The organism is Azospirillum sp. VT-I1 (genome assembly GCF_055698305.1).
In genome coordinates this window covers 2,118,320-2,137,746 of record NZ_CP168800.1, presented here as the reverse complement: position 1 = coordinate 2,137,746, position 19,427 = coordinate 2,118,320, and the positions used below count along the sequence as shown (strand labels likewise).

19 protein-coding genes are annotated in these 19,427 nt (G+C 67.5%); 8 read left to right on the top strand and 11 right to left on the bottom strand.

Annotation, left to right across the window (positions count from 1 at the left end):
* Window positions 1-205: 205 nt before the first annotated feature.
* A complete protein-coding gene (locus tag AB8P05_RS10335) occupies window positions 206-529 on the top strand; it encodes a DUF485 domain-containing protein (RefSeq protein WP_455170720.1) in 324 nt (107 codons plus the stop codon).
* A complete protein-coding gene (locus tag AB8P05_RS10330) occupies window positions 526-2,196 on the top strand; it encodes a cation acetate symporter (protein WP_472757868.1) in 1,671 nt (556 codons plus the stop codon). Before AB8P05_RS10335 ends, AB8P05_RS10330 begins: the two co-directional genes overlap by 4 nt.
* 61 nt (window positions 2,197-2,257) lie before the next feature.
* On the opposite strand, the gene AB8P05_RS10325 is transcribed toward AB8P05_RS10330, so the two are convergent.
* The 3 genes from AB8P05_RS10325 to AB8P05_RS10315 form a co-directional block, all read right to left on the bottom strand.
* Entirely contained in the window at window positions 2,258-2,479 is a 222-nt protein-coding gene (locus AB8P05_RS10325) for a hypothetical protein (RefSeq protein WP_310118976.1), read from the bottom strand.
* Between the two features lie 36 nt (window positions 2,480-2,515).
* The gene (locus AB8P05_RS10320; RefSeq protein ID WP_472757867.1) at window positions 2,516-4,090 is read right to left on the bottom strand and encodes a sensor histidine kinase; all 1,575 of its coding nucleotides are present in this window, start codon (window positions 4,088-4,090) and stop codon (window positions 2,516-2,518) included.
* Window positions 4,091-4,167: 77 nt separating this feature from the next.
* A complete protein-coding gene (locus tag AB8P05_RS10315) occupies window positions 4,168-4,578 on the bottom strand; it encodes a hypothetical protein (protein WP_472757866.1) in 411 nt (136 codons plus the stop codon).
* A 311-nt stretch (window positions 4,579-4,889) separates the two neighbouring features.
* Between AB8P05_RS10315 and AB8P05_RS10310 the strand changes: the two genes are divergently transcribed.
* Both AB8P05_RS10310 and AB8P05_RS10305 read left to right on the top strand, forming a co-directional pair.
* Window positions 4,890-5,120 carry a hypothetical protein gene (locus AB8P05_RS10310; RefSeq protein ID WP_014246573.1) on the top strand — a complete coding sequence of 77 codons (231 nt, stop codon included), beginning with the start codon at window positions 4,890-4,892 and terminating at the stop codon, window positions 5,118-5,120.
* The gene (locus AB8P05_RS10305; protein WP_472757865.1) at window positions 5,117-5,353 is read left to right on the top strand and encodes a hypothetical protein; all 237 of its coding nucleotides are present in this window, start codon (window positions 5,117-5,119) and stop codon (window positions 5,351-5,353) included. Before AB8P05_RS10310 ends, AB8P05_RS10305 begins: the two co-directional genes overlap by 4 nt.
* Window positions 5,354-5,383: 30 nt before the next feature.
* Here AB8P05_RS10305 and irrA read toward each other — a convergent pair whose 3' ends face one another.
* From irrA to AB8P05_RS10290, 3 genes are all read right to left on the bottom strand, one after another.
* Window positions 5,384-5,815 carry an iron response transcriptional regulator IrrA gene (gene irrA / locus AB8P05_RS10300; protein WP_455170714.1) on the bottom strand — a complete coding sequence of 144 codons (432 nt, stop codon included), beginning with the start codon at window positions 5,813-5,815 and terminating at the stop codon, window positions 5,384-5,386.
* A 236-nt stretch (window positions 5,816-6,051) separates the two neighbouring features.
* Complete coding sequence (locus AB8P05_RS10295) at window positions 6,052-7,449, bottom strand: NAD(P)H-dependent flavin oxidoreductase (RefSeq protein ID WP_455170713.1); 1,398 nt, start codon at window positions 7,447-7,449, stop codon at window positions 6,052-6,054.
* A gap of 256 nt (window positions 7,450-7,705) precedes the next feature.
* A complete protein-coding gene (locus AB8P05_RS10290) occupies window positions 7,706-8,449 on the bottom strand; it encodes a glycerophosphoryl diester phosphodiesterase (protein WP_472757864.1) in 744 nt (247 codons plus the stop codon).
* A gap of 66 nt (window positions 8,450-8,515) precedes the next feature.
* Here AB8P05_RS10290 and AB8P05_RS10285 point away from each other — a divergent pair, with 66 nt between their 5' ends.
* Window positions 8,516-9,553 (top strand): lysine-2,3-aminomutase-like protein, encoded by a 1,038-nt coding sequence (locus AB8P05_RS10285; protein ID WP_472757863.1) that lies wholly within the window; start codon window positions 8,516-8,518, stop codon window positions 9,551-9,553.
* A 10-nt stretch (window positions 9,554-9,563) separates the two neighbouring features.
* On the opposite strand, the gene AB8P05_RS10280 is transcribed toward AB8P05_RS10285, so the two are convergent.
* The 5 genes from AB8P05_RS10280 to AB8P05_RS10260 all read right to left on the bottom strand — a co-directional run bounded on the left by AB8P05_RS10280 (window position 9,564) and on the right by AB8P05_RS10260 (window position 14,924).
* The gene (locus AB8P05_RS10280; protein ID WP_472757862.1) at window positions 9,564-10,091 is read right to left on the bottom strand and encodes a tryptophan-rich sensory protein; all 528 of its coding nucleotides are present in this window, start codon (window positions 10,089-10,091) and stop codon (window positions 9,564-9,566) included.
* 47 nt (window positions 10,092-10,138) lie between these two features.
* The gene (gene holA / locus AB8P05_RS10275; protein ID WP_472757861.1) at window positions 10,139-11,164 is read right to left on the bottom strand and encodes a DNA polymerase III subunit delta; all 1,026 of its coding nucleotides are present in this window, start codon (window positions 11,162-11,164) and stop codon (window positions 10,139-10,141) included.
* An 18-nt stretch (window positions 11,165-11,182) separates the two neighbouring features.
* Window positions 11,183-11,689 (bottom strand): LPS assembly lipoprotein LptE, encoded by a 507-nt coding sequence (gene lptE / locus AB8P05_RS10270; protein WP_472757860.1) that lies wholly within the window; start codon window positions 11,687-11,689, stop codon window positions 11,183-11,185.
* Window positions 11,690-11,741: 52 nt separating this feature from the next.
* Window positions 11,742-14,312, bottom strand: a complete 2,571-nt coding sequence (leuS, locus tag AB8P05_RS10265; protein WP_472757859.1) for a leucine--tRNA ligase — start codon at window positions 14,310-14,312, stop codon at window positions 11,742-11,744.
* 72 nt (window positions 14,313-14,384) lie between these two features.
* Window positions 14,385-14,924 carry a DUF3576 domain-containing protein gene (locus tag AB8P05_RS10260; RefSeq protein ID WP_455170706.1) on the bottom strand — a complete coding sequence of 180 codons (540 nt, stop codon included), beginning with the start codon at window positions 14,922-14,924 and terminating at the stop codon, window positions 14,385-14,387.
* A 335-nt stretch (window positions 14,925-15,259) separates the two neighbouring features.
* Here AB8P05_RS10260 and AB8P05_RS10255 point away from each other — a divergent pair, with 335 nt between their 5' ends.
* From AB8P05_RS10255 to AB8P05_RS10245, 3 genes are all read left to right on the top strand, one after another.
* Window positions 15,260-16,420, top strand: coding sequence for a porin (locus AB8P05_RS10255; protein WP_455170705.1), 1,161 nt, complete (start codon window positions 15,260-15,262; stop codon window positions 16,418-16,420).
* 312 nt (window positions 16,421-16,732) lie between these two features.
* A complete protein-coding gene (locus tag AB8P05_RS10250) occupies window positions 16,733-17,836 on the top strand; it encodes a porin (protein ID WP_472757858.1) in 1,104 nt (367 codons plus the stop codon).
* 460 nt (window positions 17,837-18,296) lie between these two features.
* The gene (locus AB8P05_RS10245) at window positions 18,297-19,385 is read left to right on the top strand and encodes a porin (RefSeq protein ID WP_472757857.1); all 1,089 of its coding nucleotides are present in this window, start codon (window positions 18,297-18,299) and stop codon (window positions 19,383-19,385) included.
* Window positions 19,386-19,427 lie beyond the last annotated feature (42 nt).

Here is a 19,427-nt window from a genome sequence, read left to right as displayed (position 1 = left end):
CGGCGGGATGCGGGGGATTGGAGGAAGCCCAGCCATCATTCCAGCTTCGTCGCCGCGGCTCAATCCGAATCGGTGGGATTGTTGCCCGAATCGCGTTGAAACAATTCGTCATATTTCCGGGAAATTTGCGAAACAGTGTTTTGTTAGCCGGAAAACCATAAGCCCGAACAGGGTGCCACAAGGACGATTAGCGTCTGGAGGAAACATGCACTCCCCCGCGAACACTCCGGTCTACGAACGGGTCCGCCGGAACCCGAAATTCCAGGAGCTGGTCCGCCAGCGCAGCCGGCTGGCCCTGATCCTGTCGGCCATCGTGCTGGTCGGCTACTACAGCTTCATGATGGTGGTCGCCTTCGCGCCGGACCTGCTGCACAAGCCGATGTCCGACGGTTCGGCGCTCAGCGTCGGCTTCCCCATCGGGGCGGCGATCATCATCCTGTCCTGGCTGCTGACCGGCGTCTATTCCCACTTCGCCAACGGCCGCTTCCAGGACCTGACCGACGAGATCACGCGGGAGACCCTGCAATGACCGCCCGCCGCATCCTCCCGGCGGCGGTTGCCGCCACCCTGTTCGCCCTGCCGGCGCTGGCCGCTGGCGACGTCGGGCAGCTGGAAAAGCAGCCGGTCAACCTGTCGGCCATCGGCATGTTCCTGGCCTTCGTGGTGCTGACCCTCGGCATCACCTACTGGGCGGCCAGCCGCACCCGCTCCACCTCCGACTTCTACACGGCCGGCGGCGGCATCAGCGGCTTCCAGAACGGTCTGGCGATCGCCGGCGACTACATGTCGGCCGCGACCCTGCTGGGCCTGTCGAGCCTGGTGTTCGCCAAGGGCTATGACGGCTTCGTCTACACCATCAGCTTCTTCGTCGGCTGGCCGATCATCCTGTTCCTGCTGGCGGAGCGGCTGCGCAACCTCGGCCACTTCACCTTCGCCGACATCGCGTCGTACCGGCTGGACCAGGGCAAGATCCGCACCTTCGCCGCCGTTGGCTCGCTGACGGTGGTCTGCTTCTACCTGATCGTCCAGATGGTCGGTGCCGGCCAGCTGATCAAGCTGCTGTTCGGGCTGGACTACAACGTCGCGGTGATCGTCGTCGGCGTGCTGATGGTGGTCTACGTCACCTTCGGCGGCATGATCGCCACCACCTGGGTGCAGATCATCAAGGCGGTTCTCCTGCTTGGCGCCGGTGTGATCCTGGCCTTCCTGGCCCTGTCGCGCTTCGGCTTCAGCCTGGAGGCCATCGCCCAGAGCGCCATCGCCTCGCACAAGGACGGCGTGAAGATCATGGGGCCGGGCACGCTGCTGGCCGACCCGGTGTCGGCGGTGTCGCTGTCGCTGGGCCTGCTGTTCGGCACCGCCGCCCTGCCGCATATCATGATGCGCTTCTTCACCGTCCCGAACGCGCGCGAGGCCCGCAAGTCGGTCTTCTACGCCTCGGGCTTCATCGGCTTCTTCTTCCTGATCGTCTGCGTGCTGGGCATGGCGGCGATCACCATCGTCGGCACCGACCCGCAGTTCTTCGAAGGCGGCAAGGTCGGCGGCAAGCTGATCGGCGGCGGCAACATGCCGGTGATGCATCTGGCCAAGGCGCTGGGCGGCGACCTGTTCCTGGGCTTCCTGTCGGCGGTCGCCTTCGCCACCATCCTCGCGGTGGTGTCGGGCCTGGCGCTGGCCGGCGCCTCGGCCATCGCGCACGATCTCTACGCCCGCGTCATCCGCAAGGGCGAGGCGACGGAGCGCGAGGAGATGCGCGTGTCGAAGATCGCCTCGCTGGTCCTGGGCGTGCTGGCCGTCGTGCTGGGCATCGCCTTCGAGAAGCAGAACGTCGCCTTCCTGGTCGGCCTGACCTTCGGCGTCGCGGCGTCGGTGAACTTCCCGGTGCTGATCCTGTCGATGTACTGGAAGGGCCTGACCACCCGCGGCGCGCTGGCGGGCGGAATCGCCGGCCTGATCTCCGCGGTGACGCTGGTGATCCTGTCGAACGCGGTGTGGGTCGTGGTTCTGAACAACCCGAAGCCGATCTTCCCTTACGAGCAGCCGGCCCTGTTCTCGATGACGCTGGCCTTCATCGTCACCATCATCGTGTCGAAGCTGGACAGCAGCGCGTCCGCCCGTGCGGAGCGCGAGGCCTTCGAGGACCAGTTCGTCCGTTCCCAGACCGGCATCGGCGCCGCGGCTGCAGCGAAGCACTGACAGCCTGACGCTCCGGCGGAAAGCGCCCTTCCCCATGGCCGGGGAAGGGCGCTTTCCTTTGTCAGCCCGCCGACACGCTGTTGTCCTTGCGGCGCGACAGCTGCACCTGACCGTCCAGGCATTTGACGTAGCCGGTCTTGCCCGGCTTCAGCCCGTCCAGGATCGTCACCAGCGCCCGCGGGATCGCCGCGAACTCCTTGGATCCGCGCGACTGGCCGTTGTAGACGGCGATGTGCTTGCGCAAATCCTCCTTGGACACCGGCTTTCCGTCATTCCCGATCATTCCGTCCGCCTTTCGCTCCGTTCACCGGGGACAGGCTTACGCCTGCATCCCACCGGCCGCAACCGGCCGGGCGACGCGGTCGGCGGGGAAGCGGATGGTGACGGTGGTGCCGCGGCCGGGCTCGCTGGCGATGGACAGGCTGCCGCCATGCAGGCCCATCAGGTCGCGGCAGATCGACAGGCCGAGCCCGGTGCCGCCGAAACGGCCGGGGATGCTGCTGTCGGCCTGCTGGAAAGGCTCCAGGATGCGGGCCAGCGCGTCGGCGGGGATGCCGATGCCGGTGTCGCGCACGGCGATGGCGAGTCCGCCCCCCGCCTCCAGCCCCGCCGTCACCGTCACCCGGCCGCCGCTCGGCGTGAACTTAACCGCGTTCGACAGCAGGTTCAGCAGCACCTGCCGCAGGGCCCGCTCGTCGGCCAGCAGGCCGGGCAGCCCGGGGGCGCAGTCGACCTCCAGCGTCACCCCGCCGGCGTCGGCCGGGACCGCCGCCAGCGTCCGGCAGGTATCGATGGCGTCGGCCGGGTCCAGCCAGCTTTCGTCCAGCGTGTAGCGCCCGGCCTCCAGCTTCGACATGTCCAGAACGTCGTTGATGAGGTCCAGCAGGTGCCGCCCGCTGTTCTGCACATGGCGCGCGTAATCGTGGTAGCGCGGGCTGCCCAGCGGACCGAACAGCTCGTGCAGCATGATGTCCGAGAAGCCGATGATGGCGTTTAGCGGCGTGCGCAGCTCGTGGCTCATGGTCGCCAGGAAGGCGCTCTTGGCCCGGTTGGCGGCCTCCGCCTGGTCGAGTGCCGCGGCAAGCCGTCCGGCCGCCTCGACCCGTTCGGTGATGTCACGCGCCTCGACCACCAGCACGCTCACGCCCCCCCGGTCGTCCAGGACCGGCTTGATCGTCACATCCATCACCCGGGTGACGCCGTCGGCGATCACGTCGGTCTCGTAGCGGACGAAGCGGCCCGAGGCCGCCTTCGCGATGGAAAGGCGGAAGGCCTCCGCCAGTTCGTCGGTGCGGGCCCAGCCGCGGAACTCCCAGGCGCGGCGTCCGATCAGCGCCTCCGCCGGCAGCCCGGCCAGGGCGCAGGCCGGCCGGTTCAAGGCCAGCACCCGGCCGTCGGGGGACAGCAGCCCCATGATCTGGAAACTGCTGTCGAACAGGGCCTGCGACCGGCGCTCGCTGGCGCGCAGCGCCTGGGTCGTCGTCTCCAGCCGGCCGAGCTGCCGCAGGGCCAGCAAGGCCAGCAGGGTCACCACCACCGAAACCGCGGCGGTTTCCAGGATGCGCTTCCAACGATCGGCATACCAGCCGGCCAGCACGTCGTCGGCGCTGATACGGACATAAACATAGAGCGGCTGGCCCGACACGCGACGGACCGTGCCGATGCGGTCGCGCCCTTCCGACGGATCGAACCCGGACAGCGTCCTCACACTTTCCCCGCCGGGTACGCGCGGAAGGACAGAGGCGAAGACGGCACGGTTACGGTCCAGCAACTCGCTCGGCCGTGAATAGGCCAGGACCACGCCATCCTCGCCATACAGCAGGATTATGCTGCGCGGGCCGATGTCCTGCGTGGCGTAGATCCGGGCGAAACGGTCGAGGTCGAGCATCGCCATGGCAACGCCGCTGCCGTCGGCCAGCGGCCGGACCAGGGCGGCGCGCCAGCCCCCGCCGGGGTCCCGGTAGGGGGCGACTAAGGCAGCCGATCCGGTGCGGGCCGCCTCGGCCGGCGGGGTCCCGGCAATGGAGGCGGGGAGTCCAGCCCGGCAGCCTCCCTCACCCGCCCGTCGGGCTCCACCACCAGCAGGCTGCGCAACGCCACACCCGGGCCAGCCTCCTCCCCCGCATATCCGGTCGTCTCGCTCAGCAGATAGCGTGGAATCCGCCCGCCTTCGGCCATCGCGTAGAGCGCGCGGCCGGCAACGACCATGACGCGGCGGGCATCCTCCTCCAGCAGGCGGGACAGGTTGGCGGTCTGGCGCAGACCGTCCTGGAGCGCCCGGTCGCGCGCACGCTCAAGGTCGGCGTAGGCCACCAGCCAGAAGCCGGCGATCACCGCCGCGAGCAGACCGGCGCGCAGACAGGCAGCCGGGGACAGGGACAAGGCGCCCGCTCGCCACCGCCGCCGCCACCACCGCCACCCATGAGAGCCGCTGGCCGGTTCGGAGAGATCCGTCAAAGGCAAGAGTCCGCCGCAACTGAATTCCAGAGAACGTCAAGCCGGTTCGGCCGGACGCGGCAAACTGTAGCACGCCAGCACGGACGATTTCACGCCCGCGTACTCCCGGTGCGGGTGGAAACCCTCGGGGCCGCGGCCGGCCGCGGAACAGCGGCGCGCAGAAAGTTTGGCTCGACAAAGCCGGCCGCCCGCGCTTCTCTGCCCCTCGAACCATGGGGAGGAGGGTGCGGGACGGCATGCTTGAGGATTACGTCAACAGCCCGCTGCTGGGGCTAATGCTGTTCCAGGTCGCCATCGTCTGGCCGATGGCGCGCATCCTGCGCCGGGCCGGCTTCTCGCCGCTGTGGGCCCTGTTCGCGCTGCTGCCGCTCGGCCATGTGGTGGCGATCGGCGTGATGGCGCACAGCCGCTGGCCGGTGCTGCCGGTGCGCGAGGCGCGCAAGGTCAAGGCGCGGAGGACGGCATGACGGACACCATCATCGAGTGGAACTTCTGGGCGCTGCTGATCGGGTCGATCGTCACGACCTACACGCTGATCGCCGGCGGCTGGGTGCTGGCGAAGGCCGGGCGCAGCCCGCTGTGGATCCTGCTGCTGCTGTTCCCGTACCTGAACGTCGTTGCCGTCTGGGTCTTCGCCTACATGCGCTGGCCCTTCGTCGACCGCCCCGCCCGCCCGGAGGGGACGGACAGCGCGCGCTGAACGACCGATCACTCTGAACGACGGCGGGGATCAGGCCGCGCCGTCGTCCTCGATCAGGCGGACAATCACGTCGACACGGGCGACGCGGGTGCCGGCCGGGGCGGCGGGCAGGTTCTGCACCATCAGGCGGTCGGCGGGGATATCCTCGAGCCGGCCGGTGGATTCGACGAAGAAATGATGGTGGTCGCTGGTGTTGGTGTCGAAATAGGACTTGCCGGCCTCCACCACCACCTCGCGCAGCAGGCCGGCGGAGGTGAACTGGTTCAGCGTGTTGTAGACGGTCGCCAGCGACACCGGCAGGTCGGCGGCCAGCGCCTCGCCATGCAGCTGCTCCGCGGTGACGTGCCGGTCGCAGCCTTCGAACAGCAGCCGGGCAAGGCCGAGGCGCTGGCGGGTCGGACGGAGCCCGGCACCGTTCAGCCGGTCGAGGGCTCGCTTGAAGGGGCGTTCGGCGGTCATCATGGGCGCGGCACCCGTACGGTCGACACAGGGGCGGACACGAAGGTCCGGGACAGGACCGCGGCACAAGGCCGCAGACCGTTCAACTGTAAAACCATTCGGAAAGACGGCGCAAGTTATTGTCGCACCGACGTCAACCGGACAGGATTCAATCGGACGGGCGGCAATCGGAACGGTTCAAAGCAAAGGCCGCCGGCAGTCACCCGCCGGCGGCCCTGTCGGTCCGGGATCGCAGCCGGTCAATAGCCGGTGGCGATCCGCTCCACGAGCTGCTTCACCGTCGGGATGAAGCCGTCATTGTAGTAAGGATCGCTGGCGAAGCGGTAGGCGTTGTGCCCCGCGAACATCAGCTGATTCTCGCAGTCGTCGGTGTGACTGACCGCCTGGAGCGTCTTCTGGATGCAGAAGGAGCGCGGATCGGCACGCTTGCCCGTCGTTCCTTCCTCGTTCTGCGCCCAGTTGGAGAAGCCGCAGGCCGACAGGCAGCCCATGCAGTCGACCTGATCGCGCAGGATCTTTTCCGACTGCTCGGGCGTGACGAACACCAGCGTGCTGTCGGGCGTCTTCAGCGCGGTGGTGAAGCCCTGCGACAGCCAGCCCTCGGCGCGCTGCTTGTCGCTTTCGGTCACATAGACAGGGCGGCCGCGCGGACCGACCGGGAATTCGGCCGAATGCTCGCCCACCGGCTTGGACAGATAGGCGACCTGTCGCTCCGACCGGCCCATCAGGTCCAGCAGGAAGGGGTTCTTCACCGCCGACGAATAGAAGCCCGTGGGCGAGAAGCGGTTGAGGAAGACGTCGCCCGGCTGAAGCGCCACCAGCTTGCGCTTCCACGCCATGGAGATCGGGCTTTCCTGCGTCAGCAGCGGACGGGTACCGAACTGGAAGGCGACCGGCCCCAGGTCGGGGTTGTCGATCCAGTCCTCCCACTCCGACAGCCACCAGACGCCGCCCGCCATCACGATGGGGGTGTCATTCAGGCCGAAGCTGTTCATCATCTGGCGCAGGGCCAGGACGCGGGGGAACGGATCCTCCGGCTTCTGCGGGTCTTCGGAGTTGGACAGGCCGTTGTGGCCACCGGCCAGCCACGGATCCTCGTAGACCACGCCGCCCAGATGTTCACGGAACTTGTGGTAGGCGCGCAGCCACAGGGCGCGGAAGGCGCGGGCCGACGACACGATCGGATAGTAATGGACGCCGTAGCGCACCGCGATCTCGGCAACCTTGTAGGGCATGCCGGCGCCGCAGGTGACGCCGTGGATCAGGCCCTGCGAGCCCTCCAGCACGCCGTGCAGGATGTGCTCCGCCCCGCCCATTTCCCACAGGACGTTCATGTGGATGCGGCCATTGCCGTTCGACGTCTCGTGCGCGATGCGCGCCTGGGCGATGCCGCCCTCGATGCCGAAGGCGATCAGTTCGTCGTGGCGCTCGCGCCGAGTCTTGCCCTTGTAGATCTGCGGCAGAAGGTTGCCGTTCTCATCGTAGCTGTCGGCGTTGACACCCGAAAAGGTGCCAATCCCACCGGCTGCCGCCCAGGCACCGGAGCTTTCGCCGTTGGATACGGCAATACCCTTGCCACCCTCGACGAGCGGCAAAACCTCCCGGCCGGACATCTGCAACGGCTTCAACGCCTTCAACGAACCCTCCAAAGACCGTACGTGGCGCCCAGCGGGACACCGGATCAAAAGCGGCGGACAACCAGACGACGAAAAGCTCCGCCGGAATCCACGTGGGTTCCGGCGGGATCGCCAATGCGGTCCTATATATGAGGAATTGGCCCGCCCTACGAGCGGATTCAGCCCCCCGCGCAAAAAACGTTCACGATTTGCCGCAGTCGCGAACGGAAGCGTCAGCCTGCCGGACGCTCCCCCGGCACACCGTCAGGCGTGCCCGTCAGGCATCCGGCCCCAACTCCCGCGCCAGCCGGCCCGGTGCGTCGGTGAAGACGGCGGACACGCCCCAGCCGAACAGCGTTCGCGCCCGGCCGGCGTCGTTGACGGTATAGCTCAGCACCGGCCGCCCGGTGGCGCGGTATTCCGCCACAGTCTCCGCGGTCTGACGCTTCTGGTCGACATTCAGGGTCGCCGCCCCGATGCGGTCGGCGATGGCAGCCCAGTCGGACGGCGGATCCCACAGCAGGTAGCCGCGCGGGATCTCCGGCCACAGCCGCTGCGCAACCTCCAGGCAGGGCACCTCGAAGCTGGACAGCAGAAGCGGCAGGCCCGACGGCCAGAGCGGACGCAGGCTGTTCAGCGCCACCTCCGCCGTGATCTCCTCCTGTCCCGGATAGGGCTTGATCTCCAGGTTCAGGCCGAGGCCGAGTTCGCGGACCAGCGCCACCGCCTCCTCCAGCGTCGGCACCCGTTCGCCGACGAAGCCGGCATCGAACCAGCGCCCGGCGTCGAGCCGTTGCAGTTCGGCCAGATCGAGGAGCGGCACCGGGCCGGTGCCGGTGGTGGTGCGGTCCAGCGTGTCGTCATGGATCAGCACCGGATACTGGTCGCGGGTCAGCATGACATCGACCTCCACCCAGCGGGCGCCCTGGCGGGCGGCCTCCCGGATCGAGGCGAGCGTGTTTTCCGGCGCATTTTCCTTGGCGCCGCGATGGCCGATCAGGCGGGGAAGAGTCGACAGCATGGGTCTCGCAGGAGTAAGAGCGGTCGCTTTCCTACATGACCCATTCCGTCGAGACGGGAAAGAGCGATGAAGGCCCTGCACAGCGTTTCCGATCTGGTGGCCGCCGGCCTGATGACGCCGGAGGCGGGCGACGCCGTGCGTACGGTGGCCGACCGCTACGCCGTGGCGCTGACCCCGTACCTGCGCGAGACGCTGGCCGGACGTACAGACCAGCGGGACCCGCTCTATGCCCAGTACGTCCCCTCCCCCGCCGAGGCGTACAGCACGCCGGAGGAGATGGAAGACCCCATCGGCGACGTGGCGCGCAGCCCGGTGAAGGGCATCGTCCACCGCTACCCCGACCGGGTGCTGCTGAAGCCGCTGCATGCCTGCGCGGTCTATTGCCGCTTCTGCTTCCGCCGCGAGATGGTCGGTCCGGGCGGGGAGGCACTGACCGCCGACGAGTTGGACGCCGCGCTCGCCTACATCCGCGATCATGAGGAGGTGTGGGAGGTCGTCGTCACCGGCGGCGACCCCCTGCTGCTGTCGCCCCGCCGGCTGCGCGGGATCGTCCAGGCGCTGTCGGCCATGCCCCATGTCGGCGTCGTCCGCCTGCACAGCCGCATCCCAGCCGCCGATCCCGACCGCGTCACGCCGGAGCTGGTGGAGGCGCTGACCGCGCCGGACCTCGCCACCTGGGTCGCCGTCCACATCAACCACGCCGACGAGCTGACCGCGCCGGTGCGGACGGCACTCGCCCGGCTGGTGGAGGCCGGGATTCCGCTGGTCGGCCAGACCGTGCTGCTGAAGGGCATCAACGACAGCCATGCGGCGCTGGAGGCGCTGTTCCGCGGCATGGTGCGCAACCGGGTGAAGCCCTATTACCTGCACCACCCCGACCTTGCCGCCGGCACCAGCCATTTCCGGCCGACCCTGGCCGAGGGGCAGGCGCTGGTGACCGGCCTGCGGGGGCGGCTGTCGGGCCTGTGTCAGCCCACCTATGTTCTCGACATCCCCGGCGGCCACGGCAAGGCACCCGCCGCTCCGGCCTGGATCGAAGAACAGGGCGAGGGTAGCTATCGCGTGACCGACTTCACCGGCCGGGTTCACGATTACCGGGGATGAGGCCGGCTCCTCACCACAAGGCCGGCGTGCCGAACAGCGGATCGGGGTTGATGAGGGCGTTGTGGATGCCGACGACCGACGCGAAGCCGGTCCACAGGATCAGCGGCGTCCAGATCAGCGCGATGCCGCGGTCGTCCCGCGCCACCAGCGCGATGCAGATGGACGTGATGATGAAGAAGGACACCGTCCAAACCGCGGCGAGGATCGAACTGCCCAGCGTGAAATAGACGAGGCTGAAGGTCGCGTAGATCACCCAGGTCACCGCCTGGAGCCCGATCAGCAGGCCGCGGTCTCGGATCCGGCGCGCCGGGTCGAGCAGTCGGATGTCGCCCCAGATCTGGAAGACGTTCAGCGTGAACCACATCACCGGGAAGGCCCAGCCCGGCGGCTGCAGCGGCGACGGCTGATGGCCGGGAAAGGGCTGGCCGCCGCGTTCGACGAAGCCCCAGGCGTTGACGATGACCCAGAACAGCAGGGGTTGCCACCAGCGGACCCGGAAGGGGGCGGGCGGTGGCGCGGTGTAGGTGGCGTCGCTCATGCCCGGCGAAATAGCGCGCGGGCCCCAACGGTCAAGTCAGCGCCCCTTCAGCGCCGCGCCCCCAGCGAGGCGAGCTGGAACAGCACGCGGGCGCACAGCGTCTCGTCCGGCATGTTGGTGCGCTTGCAGTCGGCCTCGGCGTCGACCAGCCGTTCCAGCGCCTGCCGGACATGGCCGGGCGACCAGTGGCGGGCCTGTTTGACCAGCCGGGTCTTCAGCTTGAAGAAGACCGGCGGGCGCAGCGACTCGACGGCGGCCTCAGGCGACTTGCCGGCGGCGACCTGGGCGCAGAGCAGTTGCAGGCGCTGGAAATGGCGCTGGGCGCCGCGCAGGATCGGCACCGGCGAGGTGCCCTCGGCGAACAGCCGCGCCAGCGAGCGGTCGAGCGTGGCGAAGTCGCCCTCCGCCGCCGCCCACACCGGCTCGTCCATCGACAAGGCGGCGCTGTCGCCGATGCAGGCCTGGGCGTCCTCCAGCCGCACGCGCTTGTCGGTGCCCATATAGAGCGCCAGCTTCTCCGCCTCGCCGCGCGCCACCATGCGGTCGCCGACGAGGTTGGCGGCGAGGAAGCTCAGCGCGTCGGGATCGGCGGTCAGCCCGTGGCCGTGCAGGATGTCGGCGATGACGCGGCCGAGCGACGCCTCCTCCTCCACATAGCAGGGAATGGCGGCGGCACCGTCGGCACCTTCGAACAGAAGCCGCAGCTTGGAGCGGGCCGACAGGTCGCCCGACTCGACGACCACGAGGCTGTCGCCCGGCGGCAGGTTTTCCAGGAAGGCGGTGAAGGCAGCGGTGCTGTTGTCCTCGGCGTCGCGGACGCGGATCAGGCGCCGGCCGCCGGTGAAGGAGATCGCCGCGGCCTCGTCGGCCAGCCGCGCCGGATCGTCGGCGATGGCGCGGCCCAGGAATTCGGCGACGCGGAAGGGATCGGACAGGTCCGGCACCACCGTCTTGCCCAAGGTCTGGGCACGGTCGCGCACGAGGCCCGAGTCGGGGCCATAAAGCAGCACCGCCCGGACCTTGGGGTCCGGGCTGCGCAGGAAACCGTCGATCGCCTTGGGCTGGAGCTTCACCCGACCATCTCCCGCCGGTCAGGATCCGCGGCCGAGATACATGGCGACGCGGGTGGTGATGTCGTTGGAGATGTCCTCTAGCGCCCGGTCATAGGCGCTCTGCACCGTCACGATGGCGGCGTAATGCTGTTCCAGCGTGTTGTAGCTGATCATCGACCGCGAACTCGACTGGAACACCACCTGCCCCGTCCGGGTGTCGGTCAGCCGGTAGGGCGCGTTGACCAGCAGCTGGGCGCGCACCGCGGTGGCGTCCTTCTGCAGGGCCAGCTTCTGCTCCGACGCCGACACCGACACGTCCAGCCGGTAGCGCGGATTGCTCGGCCGCTCCGACGGATAGAAGTTGTCGATCAGCAGGTTGCGGAGCTTCTGCCCTTCCCGGTTGGGGATCGACGCGATGTCGACCTCCATCAGCCGGTCCGCCGCCTCGGCCCCGACGCCCTTGCCGCCATAGAGCGGCTGGAAACCGCAACCCGACAGCGACATGGCGGACAGGCCGAGCGCGAGGGCGAACAGCCCCCGCGTCAAACCCTGACGGAACGGGGCCCGGCGGAGCGGGCTCCGGCTGAACAGACTGGGATCAGACGACGACATTGATCACCCGGTTCGGGACGACGATGACCTTGCGGGCCGGCTTGCCGTCCATGGCGCGCTGGACATTGGCATCGGCCAGCGCCGCCTGCTCCGCCGCGTCCTTGTCCATGTCGCGCGGCAGCTCCAGCGTGGCGCGCAGCTTGCCGTTGACCTGGACCGCCACCTTGACGCTGTCCTCCACCACCAGGGCGGGGTCGGCTTCCGGCCAGGGCTGATCGGCCAGCAGGTCGGTGTGACCCAGCTGGGCCCACAGCTCCTCGCCCAGATGCGGCATCATCGGGCCGACGAGGCGGACCAGCGACTCGAAGCCCTCACGCAGGACCCAGGCCTCGCCCTCGCCTTTGCCGTCCAGTTCGCCCAGCGCGTTGGACAGTTCGCGGACGCGGGCAACCGCCTTGTTGAAGCGGAACTTGTCGAGATCCTCCGACACGCCGGCGATGGTCTTGTGGACCAGACGGCGGGCGGCCTCGGCCTTGGGGCCGAACGACTCGGGTTTCGGCGTGCCGGCGGGCGGCAGCTCCACCGGGGCCTCCGTCACCATCCGCCACAGGCGGTTGATGTAGCGCCAGGCGCCGTCGATGCCGGCCTCGGTCCATTCCAGATCGCGTTCCGGCGGGCTGTCGGACAGCATGAACAGGCGGGCGGCGTCGGCGCCGTAGGTGCCGATGATGTGCGCCGGGTCCACCACGTTCTTCTTGGACTTCGACATCTTCTCGACGCGGCCGACATTGACCGGCGCGCCGGTGTCGGCCCGGACCCATTCGCCCTTGTCGTTCTTCGTCAGGTCGGTTGGGGCCAGCCAGGCGCCGGTGCCGGCGTCCTTGTAAGTCTCATGGTTGACCATGCCCTGGGTGAACAGGCCGGTGAACGGCTCGTCCAGGTTCAGGTAGCCGCAGGTCTTCAGCGCGCGCGTCCAGAAGCGGCTGTAGAGCAGGTGCAGGACCGCATGCTCGATGCCGCCGATATACTGGTCGACGCCCAGCCAGTAATCGACCGATTCGCGGGTGAAGGCCGCATCCTCGGTCTTCGGCGAGCAGAAGCGGGCGAAATACCAGGACGACTCGATGAAGGTATCGAAGGTGTCCGTCTCGCGCAGCGCCGGCTTGCCGCAGGTCGGGCAGCTGGTGTGCTTCCAGGTCGGATGATGGTCCAGCGGGTTGCCGGGCTTGTCGAAGGTCACGTCCTCCGGCAGAACGACCGGCAGCTGGTCGTCCGGAACCGGAACGATGCCACACGACTCGCAGTGGATGACCGGGATCGGGCAGCCCCAATAGCGCTGGCGCGACACGCCCCAGTCGCGCAGGCGGTACTGGGTGGTGCGCTCGCCCTGCCCCGCCGCCTCCAGCCGCTTGCCGGCCTCCTCCTTCGCCGACTCGGTGTCGAGCCCGTCGAGGAAGGCGGAGTTCCGCAGCACGCCGGGGCCGGTGTAGGCCTCGGTCCCGACCTCGAAGGCGGCCGGGTCGGCATCGGCGGGGATCACCACCGGACGGACCGGCAGACCATACTTGCGGGCGAAATCCAGGTCACGCTGGTCATGCGCCGGGCAGGCGAAGATGGCACCCGTGCCGTATTCCATCAGCACGAAGTTGGCGACATAGACCGGCAGCTCCCACGACGAATCGAAGGGATGCACGACCTTCAGCCCGGTGTCGAAGCCGCGCTTCTCCGCCGTCTCGATCGCTTCCTCGCTGGTGCCCAGCCGGTTGCATTCGGCGATGAACTCGGCCAGCTCCGGGCTGGACGCGGCCAACTCGGCGGCCAGCGGGTGATTCGGGGAGATCGCGGCAAAGGAGGCGCCGAACAGCGTGTCCGGACGGGTGGTGAAGACCTCCAGCTCCTCCTCACGTCCCTTGATCTTGAAGCGGAAACGGACGCCGGTGGACTTGCCGATCCAGTTCTCCTGCATGATGCGGACGCGCTCGGGCCAGCGGTCCAGCGTCTCCAGGCCCTTCAGCAGGTCTTCGGCATAGGCGGTGATCTTCAGGAACCACTGCGACAGCTTGCGCTTTTCCACCAGCGCGCCGGTGCGCCAGCCGCGGCCGTCGATCACCTGCTCGTTGGCGAGGACGGTGTTGTCCACCGGGTCCCAGTTCACCCAGGATTCCTTGCGGTAGGCGAGGCCCGCCTTCAGGAAATCCAGGAACATCTTCTGCTCGTGGCGGTAATATTCCACGTCGCAGGTGGCGATCTCGCGGTCCCAGTCGATGGACAGGCCCATCGTCTTCAGCTGCCCGCGCATGGTCGCGATGTTCTCGCGCGTCCAGGCGGCGGGATGGACCTTCTTCTCGAGCGCGGCGTTCTCGGCCGGCAGGCCGAAGGCATCCCAGCCCATCGGGTGCAGGACGTTGAAGCCCTTGGCGCGCTTGAAGCGCGCGATCACGTCGCCGATGGTGTAGTTGCGGACGTGGCCCATGTGGATGCGCCCCGACGGATAGGGGAACATCTCCAGCACATAGTATTTGGGCCGGGAGGCGTCCTCGCGCGCGGTGAAACAGCCCTTGCCGTCCCACACGCCCTGCCACTTCGCCTCGGTTTCCTTGACATTGTAACGCGACATGAGCGCGACGCCGTTTTCCGTTGTACCAGATGCTCGAAGGCCGGGAGGATCACCCCCGGGCCGGCCGCCGCGTCAGCGCGCGGCGGCGTTCTGCGACACGCGAAGCTGCCGGGCGCGGGTCAGCACCGCATCCTCCAGCTGGCCGGCGGTCTCCGGACCGACGTTGACGTCGCGCCAGTCGTTGCCGGTCCGCTGCTGCTTGAACACCGAAACCCGGACGCCGTCGGCGCGCAGCTGGCGGTCCATGATGTAGAGGTTGACCTTGAACCGCTCGTTCAGCGAATCGGGCGGGGTGTACCAGTCGGTCAGGATCACGCCGCCGAACGGATCGGCCGAGGCGATCGGCATGAAGGAGAGCGTGTCGAGCGAGGCGCGCCACAGGAAGCTGTTCACGCCGATGCCGCCGGCGCTGTCCTGGTCGCCGCCGCGCTTGTTCTTGCCGAACAGGTTCAGGCCGCCGTCGGTGCCGAGCAGGCTGCCGAACTTGTAGTCCTTGTTCTTCATCTGCTCTTCGACGGTTTCGGTCTTGCCGCCCCAGCTTGCGCAGCCGGCGATCGAGACGGAAGCCGCGAGCAGTACAGGGACAAGGCGAAGGGCGGTCGAACGGCGCATGGTCGGGAACCCGGTTCAGAAAAGGGGTTGCCGCGCGCGAGTCACGCGCGGAATGCCGGTGAACAGACCATAAGTGGACGGCCCCACGCAACAGCGGATGCGTCTTTGCCCCGCCCCGCCACAACAGGACGACAACAGTCCGCCCCTGCTCCGCTCGACTGTGGCGGGGAGGCCGGAGGCCCCCTTCTTAGTGTGCTCCGTGCGACACACTGTCCCCCCAATGCAGCAATCCCGGAGATTTGCCGCTTGCTGGCAAGGGCGGGGGTGCGTACGAAAGTCTCAGCCAGGACGTCAACCAGGCTGAAACATCTGCTGCCAGGATGGAGGCAACAATCATGAACCGTTATCTGCTGGCCGGCGCTGCCGCCGCCGCTCTCGCCCTCGGCGCTGGCGCCGCCAACGCCCAGGCCAAGTTCGAAGTCAAGGTTGGCGGCGACGCCTACTTCGAAGCCGGCTACGTCGATCAGGATCTGGACTCCGGCCTGCGTTCGACCGAATTCCGCAACCGTCTGCGCATCAACATCATCCCGTCCGCCAAGGCCGACAACGGCCTGGAGTACGGTGCCCGTCTGCGCTTCCGTGCGAACGCCGGTGCTTCGAACGCCCGCACCACCGACGCCGACCGCGCTTACATCTTCGCGCAGGGCACCTTCGGCCAGGTCCGCCTGGGCGTGACCAACTCCTTCAACGACGAGACCTACGTCTCGGCCCCGACCGACTACCTGCCGCTCGGCCTGGTCGATCAGGTCCAGAACTGGTTCGGCCCGAACACCAACATCGGTGGCAACGGCCCGGCCTCGACCGTTACCGGCAACAGCATCATTTGGCCGTCGCTGAACGCCGATGCCAACGCCACCAAGATCGTCTACTTCTCGCCGCGTTTCGCCGGTCTGCAGCTGGGCGCCAGCTACACCCCGCGTAACGACAGCTCGCACACCGACGTGAACCGTACCGACACCGTCGGCACCTTCGCCGCCGGCGGCAACGGCACCTACCAGGACATGGTGGAAGTCGGCGCGAACTACAACAACACCTTCGGCGGCGTGACCGTCAAGGCCAGCGCCGGCTACATGTGGGGTGAGGCCGTCGGCAACGTCGCCGGCTCCAACTACAAGGACCTGAACGGCTGGCAGGTCGGCGCCACCGTCGGCTACGCTGGCTTCAGCGTCGGCGGCAGCTACACCGACTACGGCAAGTCGGGCCTGAACGACCGCGCCGGTCTGTTCACCGAGAACACCCGCAACTGGGTTGTCGGTGCTCAGTACACCACCGGCCCGATCGTCGTCGGCGCCAACTACAAGAACGGCAAGGACGCCGGCTCGGTGGCCCTGCGTGGCGACCGCGAACTGCAGGTCTACGAAATCGGCGTCGGCTACACCGTCGCTCCGGGTCTGACCCTGCAGGCCCAGTACGACTACTTCGACCTGGACGCCGAGACCTCGGCTCTCAGCGACAAGGGCAACGTCGTGCTGGTCCGCTCGATCCTGGCGTTCTAATCGGTCTTCCGATCGGACGTCCGGTAACGGACAGAAAGGGCGGTGGCTTCGGCCACCGCCTTTTTTCTTGCCCAATTTCTGTGCAGGTCGCCCAAATCTCGGGCTGAGATTGCGCCAAAAATTCGGCATCTCTAAATTACCAATATATATCAACAGCTTAGCTGTGTGCTTTTGTTGCAACTGTGTTGCGGACACGTAGAAGCGCTGCAGTTTGCCTCTTGCCGGCCGAAACAGCGCGCGGTTAAGTCATAGCTACAAAGACAACCGCGCGCTCCCGGTCATACGGGGCGTACGCACAAGGATGGACAATCCATGAAGCGCTCTCTCGTCATCGGCTGCGCCGCCGTTGCCCTCGCCGCCGGCTGCGGCACCGCCTCGGCCCAGTCCAAGTCCAAGTTCGACATCCTGATGGGCGGCGACGCCTTCTTCCAGGGCGCCTACGTCGATCAGGACAACGACAACGGCCTGCGCAAGACCGAGTTCGCCAACCGCTTCCGTCTGACCATCACGCCGACCGCCAAGGCCGACAACGGCCTGGAATACGGTGCCCGCCTGCGCCTGCGCGCCTCCAACGGCACCAGCAACGTCCGCACCACCGACAGCGACCGCGCGTTCATCTTCGTGAACGGCACCTTCGGTTCGGTCCAGGCCGGCGTGGTCAACGGCCCGTCGGACGACTCGGGCGTGATCGGTCCGAACGTCGACGGCATCTCGGGCAGCCCGGACGGCTGGTACGGCTCCTACTACGGCGTGACCTCGCTGCCGTACGTGACCGGTTCGCTGCGCACCCTGGAGTCGGGCGACGCCAGCACGAAGATCGTCTACTCGACCCCGAGCTTCGCCGGCTTCAAGCTGTCCGCCGCCTACACCCCGACCTACGGCAGCAGCAACACCGACGTGAACCGTCGCAAGGACAGCACCGCCTATAAGGACATGGGCGAAATCCAGGCTTACTATAAGGGCGCCTTCGGTGGCTTCGGCCTGGAAGGCAGCGTCGCCTACCAGTTCGCCGAAGCCCGCAGCGGCCTGGAAGACCTGTCGTCGGTGCATGCCGGCGCCACTGTGACCTACGGTGCCTTCGCCATCGGCGGCAGCTACGCCTTCAGCGGCGACAGCGGTTACGCCAAGGGCCACCGTGGCGTCGACGACAACCAGATCTGGCTCGTCGGTGCGCAGTACACCCTGGGTCCGGTCATCCTGGCCGCCACCTACACCGATGCGAAGGGCGCCAATGTCGGCACCGGTGCCGCCACCGCGGCCGATTACGCCCGCGCCCACATCTACCAGGCCGGCGTGACCTATGCCGTGGCCCCGGGCCTGACCACGGGCCTGGAGTACAGCTACGTCGACAACAAGTCGGGCGGCCGCAACAACGACGCCAACATCGTTCTGTGGGACACCCGCTTCTCCTTCTAAGGGACGGGTTTCCTGGCAGCAAACGCGAGGGCGGCGGAGAAATCCGCCGCCTCTTTTTTTGTCCGCTCCGGCGGACTTTTTTGTATGCGCATTCCGGACGGCGGGCCTCCGCAACAGGGCGACCATTCGATCAAAGCAGAGCTTCCGGTTTGCCCAGATATCGACTCCTGCAGCAGCCACATAGATGCCATTATCCAAGTTGACTACCTCTTTCGAGTGAAATTGCGGTGATATCCACTCAAGTAGCAGCTTGAAGAGGGGCGGCTTCTTAGTATCCAAAGCAACATGATCCGGGATTCCGTGCTTTCCGCGCAACTCTGCTTGGAATGCGAAAACTGTCCGTCTCTTTGCCGCTTGCCGGTCTGTGGGGGCGGGATTAAGTCATGGGGTACAAAGACACCGCTGGCAACCCGGGATCGCAATCAGGACCGCCGGGATGCATGCACCAAGGATGACATCCATGAAGCGTTCTCTCGTCATCGGCTGCGCCGCCGTCGCCCTCGCCGCCGCCTGCGGCACCGCCTCGGCCCAGTCGAAGTTCGACGTCCTGTTGGGGGGCGACGCCTATTTCCAGGGCGCCTATGTCGACCAGGACGACGACAACGGCCTGCGCAAGACCGAGTTCGCCAACCGCTTCCGCCTGACCATCACCCCGACGGCCAAGTCCGACAACGGCCTGGAATACGGCGCCCGCCTGCGCCTGCGCGCCGCCGGCGGCACCGGCAACAACCGCAGCACCGACAGCGACCGCGCGTTCATGTTCGTGAACGGCAGCTTCGGCACCATCCAGGCCGGCGTGATCAACGGCCTGTCGGACGAATACGGCATCATCGGCCCGAACGTCGAAGGCATCGAAGGCTCGCCGGACGCCCAGTACCTGAACTACTACGTCAATGCCAACGGCGCCCCCTATGTGCTGGGCAGCCTGCGCACGCTGGAGTCGGGCGATGCCAGCAGCAAGATCATCTACCTGTCGCCGAGTTTCTCCGGCTTCCAGGTCGGCGCCGCCTACACGCCGACCTACGGCAGCAGCAACACCGACGTGAACCGCGTCAAGAACAGCACCGCCTACCGCGACATGGCCGAAATCCAGGCCACCTACAAGGGTGAGTTCAGCGGCTTCGGCGTGGAGGCGAGCGCAGCCTATCAGTTCGCCAAGGCGGCGAGCGGGCTTGAGGACCTGTCCTCGGTCCATGTCGGCGCCAACCTGTCCTATGCCGGGTTCAAGGTCGGCGGCAGCTATGCCTTCAGCGGCGACAGCGGCTATGCCACCGGCACCCGCGGCGTGGATGACCAGCAGATCTGGATCGTCGGCGTCAACTACACCATGGGGCCGGTCATCCTGGCCGCCAACTACACCGACGCCCAGGGCATCGACAGCGACTTCGCCGGCCTGAATTCCCGCGCCCATGTCTGGCAGGCCGGCGTGACCTACACCGTCGCCCCCGGCCTGACCACGGGCCTGGAATACAGCTATCTCGACAACAAGGTCGGCGGCGTGAGCAATGACGCCAACATCATCCTGTGGGACACCCGCTTCGCCTTCTGAGCGGCGGGTTCCGGACCGGACATGAAAAAGGCGGCGGAGCGA